Raw genomic sequence first — 18,466 nt, 5'->3', positions numbered from 1 at the left:
TCCCCAGCGGAGAGGAGCGCATGAGACAACTCTCAAAGCGGCAGATCGGTGCCGAGCTCGCCTTCCGGCACGTAACGCGCCGTGGGAATGATGTTGAGCGGCGGCAGCGTGGCCGCGGGATTGCGGGAGAACATCATTCGCTGTTCGCTGGCGCTCGACATGAAGAAGGGATAGCGTGTCAGAAGTTTGCGGCCAACCTCGATGACGTTGGTCGCCATAAGAGTCAGTTCGAAGCCGTACGTCTCCGTCATGCGGCTTTCCACTACGGTATCCGCATAGAAAACGCGCTTGTAAAAGGCGGCGTGGGCGGGGCGCACATGCTGCAGCACGCGACTGGCGCGAAAATGTGCCGCCGCTACGATGTTTGGTCGAAGGGTCAGATACGGAATCCAAGGCATATCGGCTGCGACTTCCGGATCGGCTGCAAACCGTGCGGGGTCGATGAGAGTCATGCCTGCATCGAGGAAGGCGTCGATTTCGGCTGGAAAGACGCCGCTCGACTGCGAAATGCGATGATCCGGCGTCACATAGTGAATCCGGATCGTACTCACCAGCTCTTCATAATAATACAATCCGAAGACGTAGGCGTGGCTATCGAAATCCACGTCATCGATCATGCTTTTCGCCGCTACCGGAAGTACTTCGCGGGCTTTGTAAGCCTTATAGCGCAAGCGTTCGACGGCTTCCATGTCCTCAGTGTTTTCGACACGCCGGTATTCGACATGATCCAGGATTTCCAAAAGCTTTTGTGAAAAATCACTGACCTTGAGGCTGTCACCCATAATGATTAATTCCCTGTTAACGGGTTATTAATCATATGAAGCGGGTACATGCACAAGAGAAAGAGACAACTCGCGTTAAATTTGAGCCATTAAGGTTAACGGCGCCGGACCGACGGAAGGCAGGCGCGCCAACCGGCTGATTGCGTCAGGCAACTTTTGCGCGGCGGCGCTGCATGCTGCTGCGACGGCTCGTGAGATTCTGGGACAGGATGACGATATCCTGCGAAGGCACCGGCGGAGAGAAGACATAGCCCTGCACGAGATCCGCGCTGCGATGCTTATTGAGAAGCGCAAGCTGCTCCTGCGTTTCGACGCCTTCGATGACGATCTTGAGGCCGAGTTCACGGGCTAGATTGACAGTTCCACGCAGAAGCTTCAACCGGCGCGTGTCCTCGCCAATGTTGCGCACGAATGAGCGATCGATTTTCACGATATCGAGCGGTAGCGTGTCGAGATAGCTGAGGCTGGAGAAGCCGGTTCCGAAATCGTCGATCGCAATGGTGATGCCGTGCGCCCGCAGCTCCGCCAGGATCGCCCGCACGGCCGCCGGCTCGTCGATCAGGCAGCTCTCGGTGATTTCCAAATGCAGCCGTGACGCGGCCAGCCCCGAATGCGCGAGCGCTTCCGAAACGACGGTCAGAATGTCCGAATCGCGCAGATCGCGGGCGGAGAGGTTTACTGACACCGCGATATGCTCCGGCCACGTCATGCATTCACTGCAGGCTTTGAAGAGCACAAAGCGGGTAATCGCGGAAATGATCCCCATTTCTTCGGCAAGGCGGATAAAGGCATCGGGCGGGATGGAACCCTTTTCCGGATGCACCCAGCGGGCCAGGGCCTCGGCAGATTCAATGCGCGTGCCATCTGCCTTGAACATCGGCTGGAAGACAAGGTGCAACGCATCGGCAGCCACGGCCTCGCGCAGGTCGGCCTTGAGCTTCTGCTGCTCGATGTAGCGGCCATCCATCTCGCGCTCGAACCCGGTAATGCCGCCATTGAGCCGCGACTTGCTTTCGGACAGCGCAAGGTCGGCCTTGACACTCCATTCGTCCATGGCAAAGGCGTTGCTTTCCAGAATTGCATAGCCGGCGCTGAGCGACACGAGGAAAGTGACCTCGTCGGCCTCATACTGCCCCTGGATCGCCGAATGCAGCTTGCGGATCTCGATATCCAGGGCCTCCTCGTCATTCGCATGCGGGAAGAAGAGGATGAACTGATCGCCCATCAGACGACCGACAATTGCGTTGCCGGCCATCTCCTTGATCCGCGCGGCAATGGTGCAGAGCAGGTGGTCCCCGGTGACGTGGCCGCGCATGTCGTTGACATGCTTGAACTCGTCGATGTCGAGGATCATGAAGCCGAGAGGGCCGGTCTTCTTGGAATGCTTCGCGAGATAGTCCTGCACCAGCTGGCCGAAATATTCGCGGTTCGGCAGGCCGGTCAGCGCATCGAAACGCACCATATGCAGAATCTTTTGCTCCGCCTTAACGCGGCTCGATACGTCCTCGAAGATCAACACGGCGCCGCCATCGGCACGGCGTTTCGCTGAGAATTCCAGCGAAAGGCTCTCAGGAAAATGGATCAGCGTGCGCGACAGACTGCCTTCGGCAACCTGCGTCAGCTGCCGCAGAATCAATTCCGGCTGGGAGGCATCCATGAAGCTGTAGCGGGCGCCGTAGCGTAGAACGGCGCCAAGGTCGCGATCTTTCAGCCGGTCCGGATCCCCGATCTTCAACAGCTCGTGGGCCTTGCGGTTGATCACCTGGATGCGGTTCGACGCATCGACCATGACCAGGCCATGAGGCATATTATTGAGCGCAGTATCGAAGCGGTCGGCGATCTGCGAAATCTGCCGGTGGGCGATGACGTTTTCATAAAGGAATTCGCGCACCCCGTTTGCCATTGCGCGTGTCGTCAGGCCGAAAGGAATGAGAAAAGCTGAGAGAATGGCGCGATAGAAATCGAGCGCCATCAGACTGCAGACGATCATCGGCAGACAACAGGCAAGCGTCTGCAAATCAATCGCCTTCTGCGAGCCGTAGTTGCGGCCGACGACCGAAACCATCGAGGCCATCGTCACCGCAATGCAGGCGAGTTCGGCAAAAGGATCCCCTAGAATGAAGAGCGCATAGCCGCTGCCGATACCGAGTATGGCGGCCGTCGAGGTCGCACCAGCGACATAGACCGTTTCCCACCATTCGATTTTCGCGCGTGTCAGTTCCTCTTTGTCAATCTTGTCGAAGATGCGGAAAGTGAGCATCCGTCCGGCGAAGGTCACCACAAAGGCCAGGGATAAGAGGACGTAGAGCACAGCACCTGTTTTGGCAGCGACTGCCATAAAGGCAATGACATGCACAAAGACGCCGGCAAGCAGCGTCAGTCGGTTCCCGAAAAGGGAACTCACAAACGACAGATACACATCCGTAGGAACCCGGTTCGGGTTATGTGGCTTCATCCATACTTTCCCTGTGCGTTCGGATTATACGGAAAACCCTTTAAGAATTGCTTGCCCTTACACTCCCAATTTGGTCGTTTTTTCTAAAATCTAAACGTGAATTGTATCACATCACAACCACATATGGCCGTCTGTCAAAGTTTTGGAAAAATTTGGCACAGGATTGCACCCCTCTACGACTAAAATCCTAGAAGGGCTTTTATTCTTTCAATTTCCGGGACCGTGGTTTACACAAATTTCCAAAGACGAGAACTTGCCGCAAAGGCAATATAAGGGGAATGAAGGCATGCCGGCGTTTCTGGGCGTCAGCCGGCTGATCGACAGCGTCAGCCAATTCATAGGCAAGATTGCCGACTATATGGTACTCCTCTGCTGCTTAATCAGCGCAGGAAACGCCATCGTCCGTTACCTCTTCAACTATAGCTCAAATGGGTGGCTGGAGATCCAGTGGTATCTGTTTGCCTATATCGTCGTGCTCGGCGCCGCCCATGCTCTCCGCAACAACGAGCATGTACGGGTCGACGTTATCTATGGATCGGTTTCCGAGAGAGCCAGAATCTGGATCGACATCATCGGCCTGGCCGTTTTTCTGATCCCGGCATGCTTTTTCCTGGCCTTCTTGTGCTGGCCCTTTTTCGTCATCGCCTACCAGCAGGGTGAGGTGTCGTCCAATGCAGGCGGGCTCATCCGGTGGCCGGTCAAGCTTATGCTTTTCGCGGGCTTCGCGCTCCTGGTGCTTCAGGGCATTTCCGAACTGATCAAGAGGATCGCCGCGTTGAACGGCTTGATCCAACTCGACACAAAATACGAAAAGCCCCTGCAATAAGACTCTCCGGGAGGAACGGACGTGTTCGACTTCGGTATCATTCCGCCGGCGATGTTCTTGGGCATGATCATTTTCATGCTGTATGGCTTTCCGGTCGCCTTTTCGCTTGCCGCGGTGGGTCTTTTCTTCGGCATCATCGGCATAGCAACAGGCCATTTCAGCGAGGCATTTCTGCAGGCTTTGCCGCTTCGCATCTTCGGCATCGTCTCAAACGATCTACTGCTCGCCATCCCCTTCTTCACGTTCATGGGAGCAATTCTGGAGCGATGCGGATTGGCAGAGGACCTTCTTGAAGGAACCGGCAAGCTGTTCGGCGCCGTTCCTGGCGGTCTTGCTTATGCTGTCATCGTCGTCGGCGCCATTCTCGGCGCCATCACCGGCACGGTCGCTGCATCGGTCATCACAATGGGTGTCATCTCCTTGCCAATCATGCTGCGTTACGGCTACAGCCCGCGGGTGGCAACCGGTGTCATCGCCGCGTCGGGCACGATCACCCAGGTCATTCCGCCCTCGCTCGTCCTCGTCGTTCTGGCGGACCAGCTCGGCAAGTCGGTCGGCGACATGTATCTCGGTGCTATCGGTCCTTCGATCCTCCAGATCGCAATCTTCCTAGGCTTTATCCTGCTCCTGTCGATCTTCCGGCCAGAAACGGTGCCGCCGCTGCCGAAGGAGGTCCGAGGCGACCTCAACTGGTCGCTCTTGATGAGAGTGCTCGCCGGCATGGTGCCATCGATCGTCCTCATCTTCCTCGTCCTCGGCACGATCTTCATGGGTCTTGCGACGCCAACGGAAGCCGGCGCTCTGGGCGTCGTCGGCGCGATGGCGCTTGCCGCTTTGCATCGTCGTCTGACCTGGCCGTTGATTCGCCAGGCAATGACATCGACGATGCACATCACGACGATGGTGGTGATGATCCTGATCGGCTCCACGTGCTTCAGCCTCGTCTTCCAGGGGATGGATGGCTCTCGCTGGATCGAGCACATGCTCTCCGGCATCCCCGGCGGCCCGGTCGGCTTCCTGATCTTCGTCAACATCTTCATCTTCATCCTCGCCTTCTTCCTCGATTTCTTCGAGATCGCCTTTATTGTCATCCCGATGCTGGCGCCCGTCGCCTCGGCTCTCGGCATTGATCTCATCTGGTTCGGTGTGCTGATCTGTGTGAACATGCAGACGAGCTTCATGCATCCGCCCTTCGGCTTCGCGCTCTTCTATCTGCGCTCCATTGCCAGCCGCGATGTAAAGACGCGAGATATCTACATGGGCGCGATTCCGTGGGTGGTCATGCAGCTCATCCTCGTCGCGATCATTATATTCTGGCCGCAATCCGTTACCTACTGGCTGAACAAGGGTCCGGCCGTCGATCTCAACACGATCAAGATCGAAGTACCCGGTTTCGGGGATAACCAGCTTTCGCTGCCGCCGATCGGCGCGCCTGGCGGCGGCAACGGCTCGCCGCAGCTTCCCGGCCTTACCCTGCCGCCGCTGGGGGGCCTGCCCGGTCAGCAACCGGCACCTGCAACAGCTCCGCCGGCCAACCCGGCGCAACCGGCTCCGCCGCCCGACCTCAGCCAGCCGCCGACGATCAAGTAGAGGCAAAAAGAAAAACCCCGGATGAAAATCCGGAGTTCCTTGCCTGGTAATGCGATGAAACGTCTGACGAAGGCCCGTTGGAGTAGAGCCTTAGAGTTTGCCCGACCGCTGCTGGATCATCATGAAGGTGTCGAAAGTGTATTCCGAGAGCTGCATCCACAGGTAAGCGTCGCGCTTGAACGCGGTCTGATCGTCGTAGATCTTCTTGAAATACGGGTTCGAAGCGGAGATCTCCTTGTAGAGATCCATCGCGGACTGGAAGCAGGCTTCCAGGATCTCCTGGCTGAAAGGACGCAGCGTCGCTCCCTCGGCCACCAGCTGCTTCAGCGCTCCCGGGTTCTTCATATCGTATTTCGCCAGCATGTTGGTGTTGGCGAAGGCGCAGGCATCGTTCAGGGCTGCCTGATAGTGCTTCGGCAGGCTGCTCCACTTTTCGAGATTGAACATACCATGGACCGTCGGGCCGCCTTCCCACCAGCCCGGATAGTAGTAGTACTTCGCGACCTTGTGGAAGCCGAGCTTCAGGTCGTCGTAGGGGCCGACGAACTCCGCGGCATCGATCGTGCCCTTTTCAAGCGCCGGATAGATATCGCCGCCACCGATCTGCTGCGGGATGACGCCGAGCTTGGACATGACCTGCCCGGCAATGCCCGCGATGCGCATCTTGACGCCCTTGAGATCGTCCAGCGTATTGATTTCCTTACGGAACCAGCCACCCATCTGCGCGCCGGTATTACCGGCCGGAAGGCCGTATATCCCCTGCGTGGCAAAGAATTCGTTCATCAACGTGTTGCCGTTGCCCTGATAATACCAGGCATTCGTCAGGCGGCTGTTGAGGCCGAACGGAATGGCCGTACCGATGGCATAGGTCGGATCCTTGCCAACGAAATAATAGGAGGTGGTGTGGGCTGCCTCTACCGTACCGGAGGTCACCGCATCGACTGCCTGCAGTGCCGGGACGATCTCTCCAGCCGCGAAAGGCTGAATCGTGAAATTGCCGCCGGTGGAAGCAGAAACATGCTTGGCGATGTCTTCCGCGCCGCCATAGATCGTGTCCAGGCTCTTCGGGAATGAAGAGGTCATGCGCCACGAAATTTTCGGATTTTCCTGCGCGATAGCCGGTGCGGCCAGTGCGCTTGCCGCAACGACACCTGCGCCCGCAGTTCCAGCTTTCTTGATAAACGATCGACGATCCATCAAAACCTCCCGTATAGATGGTGCTGCGGTCATTCTTCCCTACCCCCGCGGCAATGGGCGCGAGCTAAGCATGTGACCGCCTGCGTTTCAAGCTTTAGTCTATGAGACTTTGGCATCACGGCAGCAATTTGGCAGGCGCGGTGTTTGCTTCCAAAATCAGCGGTTTAGCGGGATTCCGCCTTCGAGTGCTCCCACTTGCCGTAAATGGGCCTGTTGTTGCGCTGGGAAGTTGACTTTGGTGCGGACTTCGGCTCTCACAATAGACAAAATGGATTGTTCAACGGACTAAAAATGACCAAGCCGATTGTCGCCGTTCCCGCTGATATCCGAACCTTTGACGGCACCGATTGGCATGCCGTCCAGCATCAATATGTGCGTGCGGCGCTGAACGCGGCGGGCGTCATGGCCTTCATCATCCCTGCCTTCGAGGCGGGATATGACGCGGATGCGATCCTCGATCGCGTCGACGGCCTGCTCGTCTCCGGCTCCGCAAGCAATGTTCATCCGTCGCTCTATGGTGCCGAAGCGCGCGAAAGCGATGGGCCCTTCGATCCCGCGCGTGACGCAACCGCCCTGCCCCTCATCCGCCGCGCGATCGACCGCGCCGTGCCGATGCTGGCAATCTGCCGCGGCATACAGGAGCTGAACGTTGCACTCGGCGGTTCACTTGCCAGCGAAATCCACGAGCAGGACGGCATTTGGGATCATCGCAAGCCGGCGGATGTCGATCGGGACGGCATGTATGCGATCCGCCAGAGCGTTTTCGTCAAGGAGGGGTCCTGTATCGCAGGCATCATTGGTCCCGGTGAAATCCAGGTGAACTCGCTGCACCGCCAGGCGATCGCCAAGACCGCGCCACGGCTGCAGGTGGAGGCAATCGCTGAGGACGGAACGATCGAGGCTGTGTCCGTGATCGATGCCAAGGCTTTCGCCGTCGGCGTGCAGTGGCATCCGGAATACTGGGCCGAGACCGACAAGGCCTCGAACCAGATTTTCGCAGCGTTCGGAGAGGCGGTGCGGGAATATGCGGCCGGCAGGCAGCAGCAACCGGCCGCAACCAAGCAATCAGCGCTTTGACGGCGTCTCCGGCACCGGCGTCAGCGCCGCGCCTTTCTCGAACCACGCGATGAGGTTGTCTGCAACGAGAGCGGCCATGGCATTACGCGTCGGGATCGAGGCCGAGGCGACGTGCGGCAGCAGCACAACATTCGGCATGCTCAGCAGCTCGGCTGGAACCACCGGCTCGTCGTAAAAGACATCGAGGCCCGCCGCACCCAGCGCACCGCTTTTCAACGCCGAACGAGGGCTGCCTCGTCCACCGTCCAGCCACGGCCGATATTGATGAGAACGCCGCCAGCACCGAGCGCCGAAAGTATCTCCGCATCGATCGTCTTGTGAGTATGCGGCGTCTTCGGAACGATCGCGATCAATGTATCGACGGCGTGAGCGAGGCCTTTCAGCGTCGGATGGTAATCGTAAGCGATGTCCGGATTTCTGTTGCGCGTGTGATAGCTGATCTTCACCTTGAAGGGCTCAAGCCGCTTGGCGATCTCCTGGCCGATGCGACCGAGGCCGTAGAGACCGACATGCCGGCCTTTCAAGGAAAAGCGGGACAGCGGGTAGGCAGCACCCGGCTTCCAGTGGCCCTCGCGCAGCCAGTTTTCCGCCCGCGGCAGCTCGCGGATCGTGTTGAGCAGCAGACCGACCGCGGTATCGGCGACCTCGTCGTTCAGCACATCCGGCGTGTTGGTGACGATGATGCCTTTTTCCGCGGCGTGCTTGACGTCCACCGCGTCATAACCGACCCCGAAGCTTGCGATCACTTCGAGCTTGGGCAGTTGATCCATCCATTTACCAGGGAACGCCCCGCTGACGGCTGCCCCGCGAACACGGCTTGCGGTTTCCGCATCGAGCTTGAGCGTCTCCTCGCCTTCGACGGCGATGACCTCGAAACGGTCCCTCAAGGCCGAAAGCACACGCTCGTGTATCTTCCCGGGAACGAGAATGGCAATGCGGGGCATAGCTTTTCCTCTGTCTTACTGGCGGGCTCTGTAAGGGCTGGTCGACTGGCGGATGCGCATTTCCGGCTTGATGAGATGAATGCCATCCGGTTCGTGGCTTCCGGCTAAGCGATCGAGAAGGGCTCGGGCGGCAAGCCGGCCGACTTCCGCCTGCCCGTTCCACACCGTCGTCAGCGCCGGCGTCGAAAGGGAGGCTTCCTCAAGGTCGTCATAGCCTGTGACCGATATGTCCTTACCCGGCACAAGACCGGCGCGGGCAATACCGTTCATGAGACCGATGGCAACAAGGTCGTTCCAGCAGACGGCGGCAGTCGGCTTCTGCGGCAGCGACAGAAAGTGGACCGCCGCCTCGAATCCGCCCTGCATCGAGCGCGGACCGGGAATGCGCAGGTTAGGATCGACTTCGATCTCCGCCTTGCGCAATGCGTTGACGTAACCCTGGTAACGGTCACGGCCAGTCGAGGTCTGATCCGTCCCGCCGATCATGGCAATCGTCCGGTGGCCGAGGCCGATCAGGTGATTAGTCGCGAGCGAAATGCCATAGCTGTCGTCACCGCGATAGGTCGGCAGGGCGGACCCTTCCATCGAGCGGGCGACGAGGATCGCGGGCATGCCGTTGTCTTCGGCAAGCTGCATATCTTCGAGCGGTGTCCCGATCGCCGGCGACATGATGACGCCGTCACCGCCGAGCTGCAGCAGCGTCTCGATGAAGGTGCGTTGCTTCTCCACTGAGTCGTAGTGGTTGGACAGAATGAAGGTATGGCGGCTGCGATCGAGCTCGCTTTCGATCGCCTTCAGGATTTCGCCGTAGAACGGGTTCATGATGTCGTGCACGACGACGCCGACGATACCCGAGCGAGATGTTCGCAGACTGGCAGCACGACGGTTATAGATGTAACCCAGCGTGCGCGCCTGTTCCTTGATCTTTTCCCTTGTATTGCCAGCCACCAACGGACTATCGCGTAAGGCAAGCGATACAGTTGCCGTTGAAATACCAAGCGTTTCAGCAATCGTTGAAAGTTTGATCTTTTGAGCCACGCATCCTCCGCCTTGCGCCGCGCGAGATGTAGGGCGTGCGAAAACGCCCCTTAAAATATTTAATTAAAAGATTAAACGCGGAGAGGCAAACCGAAATTCATTTGATTGTCAAATTTCCTCAGGCTCTTCGAAATGTGCAGCCTCGGCCTGAAGGTTATTATCGATTGCCTTCAGCAGGCGCACGAGGTTGCGGATTTCCTTGTCGGAAAAGTCGAGCGTGGCCAGGTGGTCGCAGGCAGATGCTGCCTGCTCGATTGCTTTCACGCTGCCACGGCCCTGCTCAGTGAGAAAGACCTTCGTCAGCCGCGCGTCGTCGGCGTCCGGCTTGCGTTCCAGGAAGCCCTGGGCTTCCATGCGGCCGATCGTGCGGGTCATGGTCGGTGCTTTGACGCCGAGTTTCTGCGCAAGCCCGCCTGCCGTCATGCCGTCGGCTTCGGCAAGCGAGAGAATGACCCCATCCTGGCCGGCATAGAGCCCGCTCTGGAAGAGATTGCGAGAGAGCACCGTGCGCATGGACCGCGCGGCCTGCGTCAAAGCCGGCGAAAGATCGGTGACCGTATATTCGGTATGATCCTTTTTCTTGGATTTCTGCTTCTTGCCGTCCTTGTTCTTCTTCCCCATCGCCATCCCTTGGATCTTTAAGACGTGACAACGCTGCGTTATGACATTGCGCAGGTTCACGTCATAAACAAGGGGCATCGAAACTGTATGACAGCACCTGCCCGGAACTTCGCCGACAACGATCCTTCAACTCCGGCTGAAGACCGCCGGAATTGGATCGCCGTATTGCCGCTTGGCGCGCATGAGCAGCATGGGCCGCACCTGCCGTTCGAAACTGACACACTGATCGCCGAAGGGATAGTCGAGCGGTTGAAGGACGCCCTTCCTTCCGCTTTGCCTGTGACCTTCCTGCCGGCGGAGCCGATCGGCTATTCTATCGAGCACATGGAGGTCGATGGCACAAAGACGCTGACTTACAGCGAAGCGATCCACCGCTGGCTCGGAATTGCCGGAATGCTGCACGGCCTTGGCTTCCGGAAACTGGTGTTGCTGAACGCCCACGGCGGAAATTCGCCGCTGATGACGATCGTCGCAACCGAGGCCCGGGTGAAATTCAACATGCTTGCCGTTGCAACCAGCTGGACCCGCTTCGGCGTACCGGAAGCGGTGATTTCCGCTGAGGACAAGGCAATCGACATCCATGGCGGCGACATCGAAACCTCGGTGATGTTGGCGCTGCATCCGCGTCAGGTCGCCATGTCGAAGGCGGAGAACTTTCCTTCGCGGCAGGCGGAATTCGCAGCGCGCTTCACGCATCTGCGAGCATACGGGCCGCACGCCTTCGGCTGGAAAATGTCCGATCTCAACGATAGGGGCGCGGCAGGGAACGCAGCCGCGGCCACGGCCGAAAAGGGTGAAGCGCTGATCGCGCACTCTGTAAAAGAGCTGGTGGAACTGCTGCAGGACGTGGATGCGTTCGATGCGTCCGAACTCCGATAGAGCAGTCAACCGCAATGTGATCTTATAACATTATAAAACCCTTTGAACTGCCGCCTCCAACTCCTTATATGTGACCGACCATTTTCGAGCCCCTTCGGCGGCCAGCCCATTCTTCGAGGTTCCCATGACCGACGCAATTCCGACTCAGCAGAAGCCAATCCCCGTTACCGTTCTCACCGGCTACCTCGGCGCCGGCAAGACGACGTTGCTCAACCGCATCCTGTCGGAGAACCACGGCAAGAAATATGCGGTCATCGTCAACGAATTCGGCGAGATCGGCATCGACAATGACCTCATCGTCGAATCCGACGAAGAAATCTATGAAATGAACAACGGCTGCGTCTGCTGCACGGTGCGCGGCGACCTGATCCGCGTCGTCGAAGGCCTCATGCGCCGTCCGGGCCGTTTCGACGGCATCATCGTCGAAACCACGGGCCTTGCCGACCCGGTGCCGGTCGCCCAGACCTTCTTCATGGATGACGACGTGCGCGCCAAGACGGAACTCGATGCCGTCGTCGCCCTGGTCGATGCCAAGCACCTGCCGCTCCGCCTGAAGGACAGCCGCGAGGCCGAAGACCAGATCGCCTTTGCCGACGTCGTCATCATCAACAAGACCGACCTCGTGACGCCCGAGGAACTGGCGCAGATCGAGGACATCGTGCGCGCCATCAACCCGAGCGCCCGCGTCTACAAGACGAGCCGCTCCGGCGTCGATCTCGCCCGCGTACTCGACCAAGGTGCCTTCAATCTGGAACGCGCGCTGGAAAACGATCCGAACTTCCTGGAACACGATCACGACGACCACGCGTGCGGTCCGGATTGCGATCACGACCATCACCACCATGCGCACGATCACGACCATGATCACCACCATCATGGTCATGATCACGACCAACACCATCATCACGGCGCCATGTCGGCCATCCATGACGTGACGGTTCAGTCCGTGTCGCTGCGCGGCGGCGAGATGAATGCCGAGCGCTTCTTCCCCTGGATCCAGAAAATCACCCAGACGCAAGGCCCGAATATCCTGCGCCTCAAGGGCATCATCGCCTTCAAGGACGATCCGGAGCGCTATGTCGTCCAGGGCGTGCACATGATCATCGAGGGTGACCATCAGCGTCCGTGGAAGGACGGCGAGAAGCACGAGACGCGGCTCGTCTTCATCGGCCGCGAACTCGACCGCGAAAAGCTCGAAGCATCCTTCAAGGCGTGCGAGGCTGCCGCCTGATGCCGACAGTTGCACCGCTTGATCTCGACGGCCACATCCTGGCCGTCGAATTTTTAGGTGATGTTCCGTTCTTCGCGAATGCCAACGGCACGTTTCACCGGCTGGATGGCGGCGAGAAGGTTTCCGAAGCCCATCAGGGCGGCATGCTCACCTGCATCCGCGACCCCTACAGCGAAAGCCTGATTTCCGGCGGCGAAGACGGCAAGGTGCTGCGTATCGGTGCCGATGCAAGCGTCAGCGAAATTGCCAGCGCGCCGCGCAAGTGGATTTCGCAGGTCGCTGCAGGTCCTCAGGGCGCCATCGCCTATTCCTATGGCAAGAGCACATTCGTCCGTCTTTCCAACGGCGAAACGAAGGAATTCTCCGAAGAACGCACCGTCGAGGGCCTCGCTTTCGCACCGAAGGGCCTGCGCATTGCCGCAGCCCGCTATAATGGCGTTTCGCTGCACTGGGTCGCGACGAGCGCCAAGCCGGTCGACCTCGAATGGAAAGGTGCTCACACCGGCGTCACCTTCTCGCCGGAGGGCAACTTCCTGGTGACGACGATGCAGGAAAATGCACTGCACGGCTGGAAGCTCGAGGTCAAATCCAACAACGAGCCGCGCCACATGCGCATGACCGGCTATCCGGCCAAGGTGAAGTCGCTCTCCTGGTCTCCCAAGGGCAAGTGGCTTGCATCATCGGGAGCGCCGGCGGCGATCGTCTGGCCGTTCCAGGGCAAGGATGGTCCGATGGGCAAGGCACCACTGGAACTCGGCACGCGCGCCAACATCATGGCGACTTCGGTCAAGTTCCACCCGGCCGAAGATATCCTGGCAATCGGCTTCATCGACGGCATGATCCTTGCCGTCCGCCTTGCCGACAGCAAGGAAGCGTTGATCCGCCGCCCCGGCAAGGGCGCGATCACCTCGATGAGCTGGAGCAAGAACGGCAAGCTGCTCGCCTTCGCCTCCGAAGCCGGCGATTGCGGCGTTGTCGATATATCGGCCTGATTTCCCGGTAACAAACACCAACCCGGCGCGGAGTCCTCTCCGCGACGGCTTGCCCGGCCGCGGACGATTTTCCGCGGGGGCCTCTATGCGACATCTTGACCGATCCCGCGTGGCATAGTGTAGCACGCTGCCACCTGCGAAGGGTGCGGGACCGATGATTATTAAAATTATTTCAACCCGTTAGCCATTTCAAATCACTTGCACGCTGCTCCGCGAACAGCGCGAGGCTTTACGCAGCCGACACATGGCATTGATAGCCACTGTCTGCCCGCGCCCTCCGGGACCCCCACTGCGCGCGCGGGCTTTCGCTTTCACTGCAAGAGGATACGATAATGGTTCGATACTCGCGTCGGGTCGCGCTGGCCGCCGGCAGCGCAATAGCTCTCGTTTCGCTCTGTTCCACCGCGATCGCCGACACGGCGACGCCGAATACCGCGACCCCCATCAAGCATCTGGTCGTCATTTTCCAGGAGAACGTATCGTTCGACCACTATTTCGCGACCTATCCGAAGGCTGCGAATGTTGAGGGCGAGCCGAAGTTCACCGCCGCCGCCGATACCCCGACGGACATCAACACGCTGGCCGCCGCCAACCTGCTCGACATCAATCCGAACAAGACCAACAGCGCGAATGGCGCCGATGCTGCAGGTCCCTTCCGTCTCGATCGGACCCAGGCCGCGACGCAATCGCAAAATCACGGCTACACCGCCGAACAGGCAGCCTATGACAATTTTGCCATGGACCTCTTCCCTGCCAATACCGGCCGCGGAACAAAGGGCGGCGCCGGCTCCTTCGGCACCAAGGGCCAGGTCATGGGCTATTATGACGGCAACACCGTCACAGCGCTGTGGAATTACGCTCAGCGCTACGCCATGAATGACAATTCCTTCTCGACCAACTTCGGCCCCTCGACGCCGGGCGCCTTGAACCTCATCTCCGGCCAGACCAACGGGGTCATCCTCCCGCCGGGCTACACGCTTGAAAAGGACGGTACCTATTCCAAGGGTAGGATCGTGCCGGACGGTAACGGCGGCTGGACGGCAATCAGCGACTTCGATCCGACGGGCGACGGCTGCTCGGCCGGCCAGACGGCCCTGATGTACGGCAAGAACATCGGCGACCTCCTGAATGCCCGCAGCATCACCTGGGGCTTCTTCGAGGGCGGCTTCGACCTGACCGCGACTAACAGCGACGGCACGACCGGCTGCAAACGCGCCACGACCTCGGACGTGACGAAGACGAGCAGTGCCGACTACATCCCTCACCATCAGCCGTTCCAGTACTATGCCTCGACGGCCAACCCGCAGCATAAACGGCCTTCCTCCGTCGGGGCGATCGGCACCGGCAATGACGGCGGCGCCAACCACCAGTACGACATGACCGATTTCTACGCCGCGCTGAAGAACGGCAACCTGCCCGCCGTCAGCTTCCTGAAGGCTCCGGCGTACCAGGACGGCCATGCCGGCTATTCCGATCCGCTCGACGAGCAGGAATTCGTCACGACCGCCATCAACGCGGTCCAGAATTCTCCGGACTGGAAAGACACGGCGATCATCATCCTCTATGACGATTCCGACGGCTGGTACGATCACGCCCATGCCGTGGTCAATCCGTCGAATATTCCGGTGAAGGGCTATGACGTCCTGAACGACGGCACCTGCGGCACAGGCACGCCGCTGCCGGGCGTCGACGGCAAGCCGGCGCAGGGCCGCTGCGGCTACGGCACGCGCCAGCCGCTGCTCGTTATCTCGCCCTACGCCAAGGCCAACTATGTCGACCACACGCTGACGGATCAGACCTCCGTTCTGCGCTTCATCGAAGATAACTGGATGGGCGGCCAGCGCATTGGCGGCGGCTCCTTCGATGCCATTGCCGGATCGCTCGACAATATGTTCGATTGGTCTAACGGGAACGCCGCCAAGCTGATCCTCGACACGAAGACCGGCGAGCCGGCTGCCTAAACAGAGAAGAGGAAAACGGCATTGTCCGGCATATCCTATAGACAGGCCGTTTCCCTGGTGGCGCTCGCGGGCATTTCATTCGCGAGTGCAGCCATCGGCATGGCGAGCCAAAAGCTGGAGCCGGCCGCGCAAGCCGGCGCGACACCGCTAAGTGCGGTTGCGCGGCTCGGTCAGAAAATGTTCTACGATCCGGCGCTATCGGCAGGCGGACAGATGTCCTGCGCCAGCTGCCACGACCCGAACAATCACTACGCGCCGGCAAACGATCGCGTGGTGCAGCTCGGCGGCCCTCATCTCGACCAGCCGGGACTTCGCGCGGTGCCTAGCCTGACCTACAAGGCGGCGACACCCCTTTTCGCCGTCGGGGCAGAGAGCGCTGCCGACGAAGCGGCGGAGGCGGCGCCGATGACCGAGGCATCTGGCGTATCGCTTGCCAATGCGCCCACCGCACCTGTCGGACCCATGACTGCGCAGGCTGGCATCAAGGCGGATTCGACCGCCCCGGACCTGGTGCCACAGGGTGGCATGTTCTGGGATGGCAGAGCCGACTCGCTCCAAGAGCAGGCTACAGGCCCGCTGATGTCGCCCTTCGAGATGGCCAATGCGGACAAGGCTGCCCTCTACCGCAAGATCAAGAAACGCTACGGCGACGAACTGTCTGCGCTTTTCGGGGCCGGAATTCTCGCCGATCAGGACATGGCGGTCGCCGAAGCCGGCTTCGCACTCGCGCGCTATCAGATCGAGGAGCCATCCTTCCATTCCTATTCGAGCAAGTACGACGCCTACCTGCGCGGCAGAGCCACGCTTTCGGCGGCCGAGATGCGCGGGCTCAAGCTTTTCGACGATCCGAAGAAGGGCAACTGCGCGTCATGCCATCTCGACAAGGTGACGGCCGACGGCCGCTTCCCCGATTTCACGGACTATGAATTCGAAGCGCTCGGCGCGCCGCGAAATGGAGCCATTCCGGCTAATGCCGATCCGCATTATTTCGATCTCGGCATCTGCGGGCCGCTGCGCCACGACGATTATTCCGCGCAAGCGGCCAATTGCGGCCTCTTCAAGACCCCGACTCTCCGCAACGCCGCCGCGCGTCATGTCTTTTTCCACAACGGCGTCTTCCACACACTGGACGATGTGGTCCGCTTCTACGTCAAGCGCGACACCAATCCGGAGACTATCTATCCAAAGGCTGCCGACGGAAGCGTGCTGAAATATGACGATCTGCCGGAGCAGTATCGCACCAATGTCGACGTGATCGACGCGCCACTCGACCGCAAGCCGGGTCAGCAGCCGGCCCTCGATGATGCGGAAATCGCCGATGTCGTCGCATTCTTGAAAACACTGACCGACGGCTACGATATGGAGGCACGGAAGGCTGGGAATTAAAGGCAGGCGGCGTGCTTCATGCCGCTTGGTGCTCCGGCCGGTAGGCTTCCACGCGGTCGCGGCCCTGCCGCTTGCCGCGATAGAGCGCTTCGTCGGCCCTCTGCAGGATGGCATCGAGGCTTTCCAGTCCCGCCTTTCCTTCGGCGACGCCGATGCTGAGCGTCGGCGAGGCTGCAAGATCGGGACGCACGGCGACGGCTTCCGTCAGCGCGTCGCGGATGCGCTCGGCGACCGCGACCGCCGCATCGAGCGGCTGGCCGCGCAGCACCGCCACGAACTCGTCGCCGCCCTGGCGCGCGAGAACATCCTCCTTGCGGAGCAGACCCTGCGCGGCGGCGGCGAAAATCCGCAGAATGTCGTCGCCGACGGCGTGTCCATGGGTATCGTTGAGCGTCTTGAAGTGATCGATGTCGATGACGAGCAGCGAAACACTCTGGGCCTTGAGGCTGGAAAAATAGCCGGCAAGCCCGCTCCGGTTCAGCGTGCCGGTCAGGGGATCCCGCCGGGCGAGCGCAATCAGCTTGTTGCCGCTGCGCTCGGCGGCGATCAGCACCATCACCATGTTGCGGAGCATGACGAAGACCACGGCCGATACGGCCATCCAGCTATGGATCGGACTGCTGCCGAAGGGATCCGGCCCGCCGATCCTGCCTGTCGCCGCGAGAAAACTTCGCACAGCAAAGATCATCGTCGTGGATGCATATAACCCGACAAGAAGACCAGCCGAATAAAGCCTCTCGCGCCTTGCCATGCCGAGTGCCTCCCGCGCGACGGCAAGATCGCAGAGGCCGCAGATGATTGAGACATAAAGGAGCCGCGCGGAGACCGCTTCCGGATTGCTCATGAAGAACACGACCGGCAGGCAGGCCGCAGGAATGACCAGCCAGCAGGATCGCCATGCGATGGGCCGTCCTGCGAAGATGCGCACAGCGAAGAACATCAGCATGTAGCCAGCAATGGTTATCACATTTCCACCGTCGATGGAGACATAGGGTGGAGCAAACTCACGCAACGCCACGAGGAGGGAGCCGATGCCGACAAGCAGGTTACTCCCGCCCCACCAGAGCGGCCAGCGTTCGAAGCGGCCAGTCGCATAGGCGGCAAACTGGAGAACGCCCAGAACAAGGCAGCTCACGGCGATAATGAAATAGATCGTGCGCAGGTCCAGAAGCACAGCTCACTCCCGATTCTGTCGCGCACTCTACCGCCTCCGATTTGCAGTTTTATTGGAAGCTTCGGTAAAACTTTAGCAGCCGATGAATTTGCCGCCGGGCTCAGGCAGCCCGCATCGCACTTATGATCTCCGCCAGCACGCCGTGCAGTGCATCCCGATAGCCGTTTCGCGCCGATGGTCCGCTCTCCTGCGAGGTCATCACCACAGTCAGTTTGAGCGAAGGCACGATGTAGAGCATCTGGCCGCCGTAGCCCCAGGCGAAATGCACGTTCTCGCCGCCAAGGCTCCGCTCGAACCAACCATAGCCATAGGC

The 18,466-nt window shown here is 59.8% G+C and carries 14 protein-coding genes and 2 pseudogenes; 8 read left to right on the top strand and 8 right to left on the bottom strand.

All coding sequences use genetic code 11. The features are described 5' to 3' along the window. Positions 1–32: 32 nt before the first annotated feature. Together ACPYOI_RS07905 and ACPYOI_RS07900 are read right to left on the bottom strand one after the other, a co-directional pair. Positions 33–782 (bottom strand): N-acyl amino acid synthase FeeM domain-containing protein, encoded by a 750-nt coding sequence (locus ACPYOI_RS07905; protein ID WP_168831424.1) that lies wholly within the window; start codon positions 780–782, stop codon positions 33–35. A 145-nt stretch (positions 783–927) separates the two neighbouring features. Then, a complete protein-coding gene (locus ACPYOI_RS07900) occupies positions 928–3,237 on the bottom strand; it encodes a putative bifunctional diguanylate cyclase/phosphodiesterase (protein ID WP_481416357.1) in 2,310 nt (769 codons plus the stop codon). A gap of 286 nt (positions 3,238–3,523) precedes the next feature. On the opposite strand from ACPYOI_RS07900, the gene ACPYOI_RS07895 reads away from it, so the two are divergent. Then, entirely contained in the window at positions 3,524–4,063 is a 540-nt protein-coding gene (locus ACPYOI_RS07895; protein ID WP_481416358.1) for a TRAP transporter small permease subunit, read from the top strand. 21 nt (positions 4,064–4,084) lie between these two features. Further along, entirely contained in the window at positions 4,085–5,653 is a 1,569-nt protein-coding gene (locus ACPYOI_RS07890; protein WP_481416359.1) for a TRAP transporter large permease, read from the top strand. Positions 5,654–5,743: 90 nt separating this feature from the next. Here the strand turns inward: ACPYOI_RS07890 and ACPYOI_RS07885 are convergent, their stop codons facing one another. Further along, positions 5,744–6,850 (bottom strand): TRAP transporter substrate-binding protein, encoded by a 1,107-nt coding sequence (locus ACPYOI_RS07885; protein WP_481416360.1) that lies wholly within the window; start codon positions 6,848–6,850, stop codon positions 5,744–5,746. Between the two features lie 291 nt (positions 6,851–7,141). Between ACPYOI_RS07885 and ACPYOI_RS07880 the strand changes: the two genes are divergently transcribed. Next, positions 7,142–7,927, top strand: a complete 786-nt coding sequence (locus ACPYOI_RS07880) for a gamma-glutamyl-gamma-aminobutyrate hydrolase family protein (protein ID WP_481416361.1) — start codon at positions 7,142–7,144, stop codon at positions 7,925–7,927. Here ACPYOI_RS07880 and ACPYOI_RS07875 read toward each other — a convergent pair. From ACPYOI_RS07875 to ACPYOI_RS07865, 3 genes and pseudogenes are all read right to left on the bottom strand, one after another. After that, positions 7,916–8,871 (bottom strand): annotated as a pseudogene (locus tag ACPYOI_RS07875) (2-hydroxyacid dehydrogenase). The gene ACPYOI_RS07880 and the pseudogene ACPYOI_RS07875 overlap by 12 nt on opposite strands. 15 nt (positions 8,872–8,886) lie before the next feature. Continuing rightward, on the bottom strand, positions 8,887–9,909 hold the full coding sequence (locus ACPYOI_RS07870) for a LacI family DNA-binding transcriptional regulator (RefSeq protein WP_168831418.1): 1,023 nt from the start codon (positions 9,907–9,909) through the stop codon (positions 8,887–8,889). 108 nt (positions 9,910–10,017) lie between these two features. Next, positions 10,018–10,608, bottom strand: a complete 591-nt coding sequence (locus ACPYOI_RS07865; protein ID WP_168831417.1) for a MarR family winged helix-turn-helix transcriptional regulator — start codon at positions 10,606–10,608, stop codon at positions 10,018–10,020. A gap of 9 nt (positions 10,609–10,617) precedes the next feature. On the opposite strand from ACPYOI_RS07865, the gene ACPYOI_RS07860 reads away from it, so the two are divergent. From ACPYOI_RS07860 to ACPYOI_RS07840, 5 genes are all read left to right on the top strand, one after another. After that, complete coding sequence (locus tag ACPYOI_RS07860; protein ID WP_481416363.1) at positions 10,618–11,409, top strand: creatininase family protein; 792 nt, start codon at positions 10,618–10,620, stop codon at positions 11,407–11,409. Positions 11,410–11,533: 124 nt separating this feature from the next. Continuing rightward, the gene (locus ACPYOI_RS07855) at positions 11,534–12,640 is read left to right on the top strand and encodes a CobW family GTP-binding protein (RefSeq protein ID WP_481416364.1); all 1,107 of its coding nucleotides are present in this window, start codon (positions 11,534–11,536) and stop codon (positions 12,638–12,640) included. Beyond that, positions 12,640–13,632 (top strand): WD40 repeat domain-containing protein, encoded by a 993-nt coding sequence (locus tag ACPYOI_RS07850; RefSeq protein ID WP_481416365.1) that lies wholly within the window; start codon positions 12,640–12,642, stop codon positions 13,630–13,632. Before ACPYOI_RS07855 ends, ACPYOI_RS07850 begins: the two co-directional genes overlap by 1 nt. Before the next feature lie 332 nt (positions 13,633–13,964). Then, complete coding sequence (locus ACPYOI_RS07845) at positions 13,965–15,593, top strand: phospholipase C (protein ID WP_481416366.1); 1,629 nt, start codon at positions 13,965–13,967, stop codon at positions 15,591–15,593. Positions 15,594–15,614: 21 nt separating this feature from the next. After that, complete coding sequence (locus ACPYOI_RS07840) at positions 15,615–16,979, top strand: cytochrome-c peroxidase (RefSeq protein ID WP_481422745.1); 1,365 nt, start codon at positions 15,615–15,617, stop codon at positions 16,977–16,979. A 16-nt stretch (positions 16,980–16,995) separates the two neighbouring features. On the opposite strand, the gene ACPYOI_RS07835 is transcribed toward ACPYOI_RS07840, so the two are convergent. Both ACPYOI_RS07835 and ACPYOI_RS07830 read right to left on the bottom strand, forming a co-directional pair. Next, on the bottom strand, positions 16,996–18,153 hold the full coding sequence (locus tag ACPYOI_RS07835) for a GGDEF domain-containing protein (RefSeq protein ID WP_481422744.1): 1,158 nt from the start codon (positions 18,151–18,153) through the stop codon (positions 16,996–16,998). Between the two features lie 100 nt (positions 18,154–18,253). Further along, a pseudogene (locus ACPYOI_RS07830) lies at positions 18,254–18,466 on the bottom strand (6-aminohexanoate hydrolase); the annotation flags it as partial.

This window comes from Rhizobium sp. SVR5-2C, assembly GCF_056755115.1.
The sequence above is the reverse complement of the archived record's forward strand: the minus strand, read 5'-3'. Positions and strand labels throughout refer to the sequence as shown.

Coding starts and splice junctions, on each gene's coding strand:
- ACPYOI_RS07905 (WP_168831424.1), bottom strand. CDS start 782: ATGGGTGACAGCCTCAAGGTCAGTGATTTTTCACAAAAGCTTTTGGAA.
- ACPYOI_RS07900 (WP_481416357.1), bottom strand. CDS start 3,237: ATGAAGCCACATAACCCGAACCGGGTTCCTACGGATGTGTATCTGTCG.
- ACPYOI_RS07895 (WP_481416358.1), top strand. CDS start 3,524: ATGCCGGCGTTTCTGGGCGTCAGCCGGCTGATCGACAGCGTCAGCCAA.
- ACPYOI_RS07885 (WP_481416360.1), bottom strand. CDS start 6,850: ATGGATCGTCGATCGTTTATCAAGAAAGCTGGAACTGCGGGCGCAGGT.
- ACPYOI_RS07880 (WP_481416361.1), top strand. CDS start 7,142: ATGACCAAGCCGATTGTCGCCGTTCCCGCTGATATCCGAACCTTTGAC.
- ACPYOI_RS07865 (WP_168831417.1), bottom strand. CDS start 10,608: ATGCCCCTTGTTTATGACGTGAACCTGCGCAATGTCATAACGCAGCGT.
- ACPYOI_RS07860 (WP_481416363.1), top strand. CDS start 10,618: ATGACAGCACCTGCCCGGAACTTCGCCGACAACGATCCTTCAACTCCG.
- ACPYOI_RS07855 (WP_481416364.1), top strand. CDS start 11,534: ATGACCGACGCAATTCCGACTCAGCAGAAGCCAATCCCCGTTACCGTT.
- ACPYOI_RS07850 (WP_481416365.1), top strand. CDS start 12,640: ATGCCGACAGTTGCACCGCTTGATCTCGACGGCCACATCCTGGCCGTC.
- ACPYOI_RS07845 (WP_481416366.1), top strand. CDS start 13,965: ATGGTTCGATACTCGCGTCGGGTCGCGCTGGCCGCCGGCAGCGCAATA.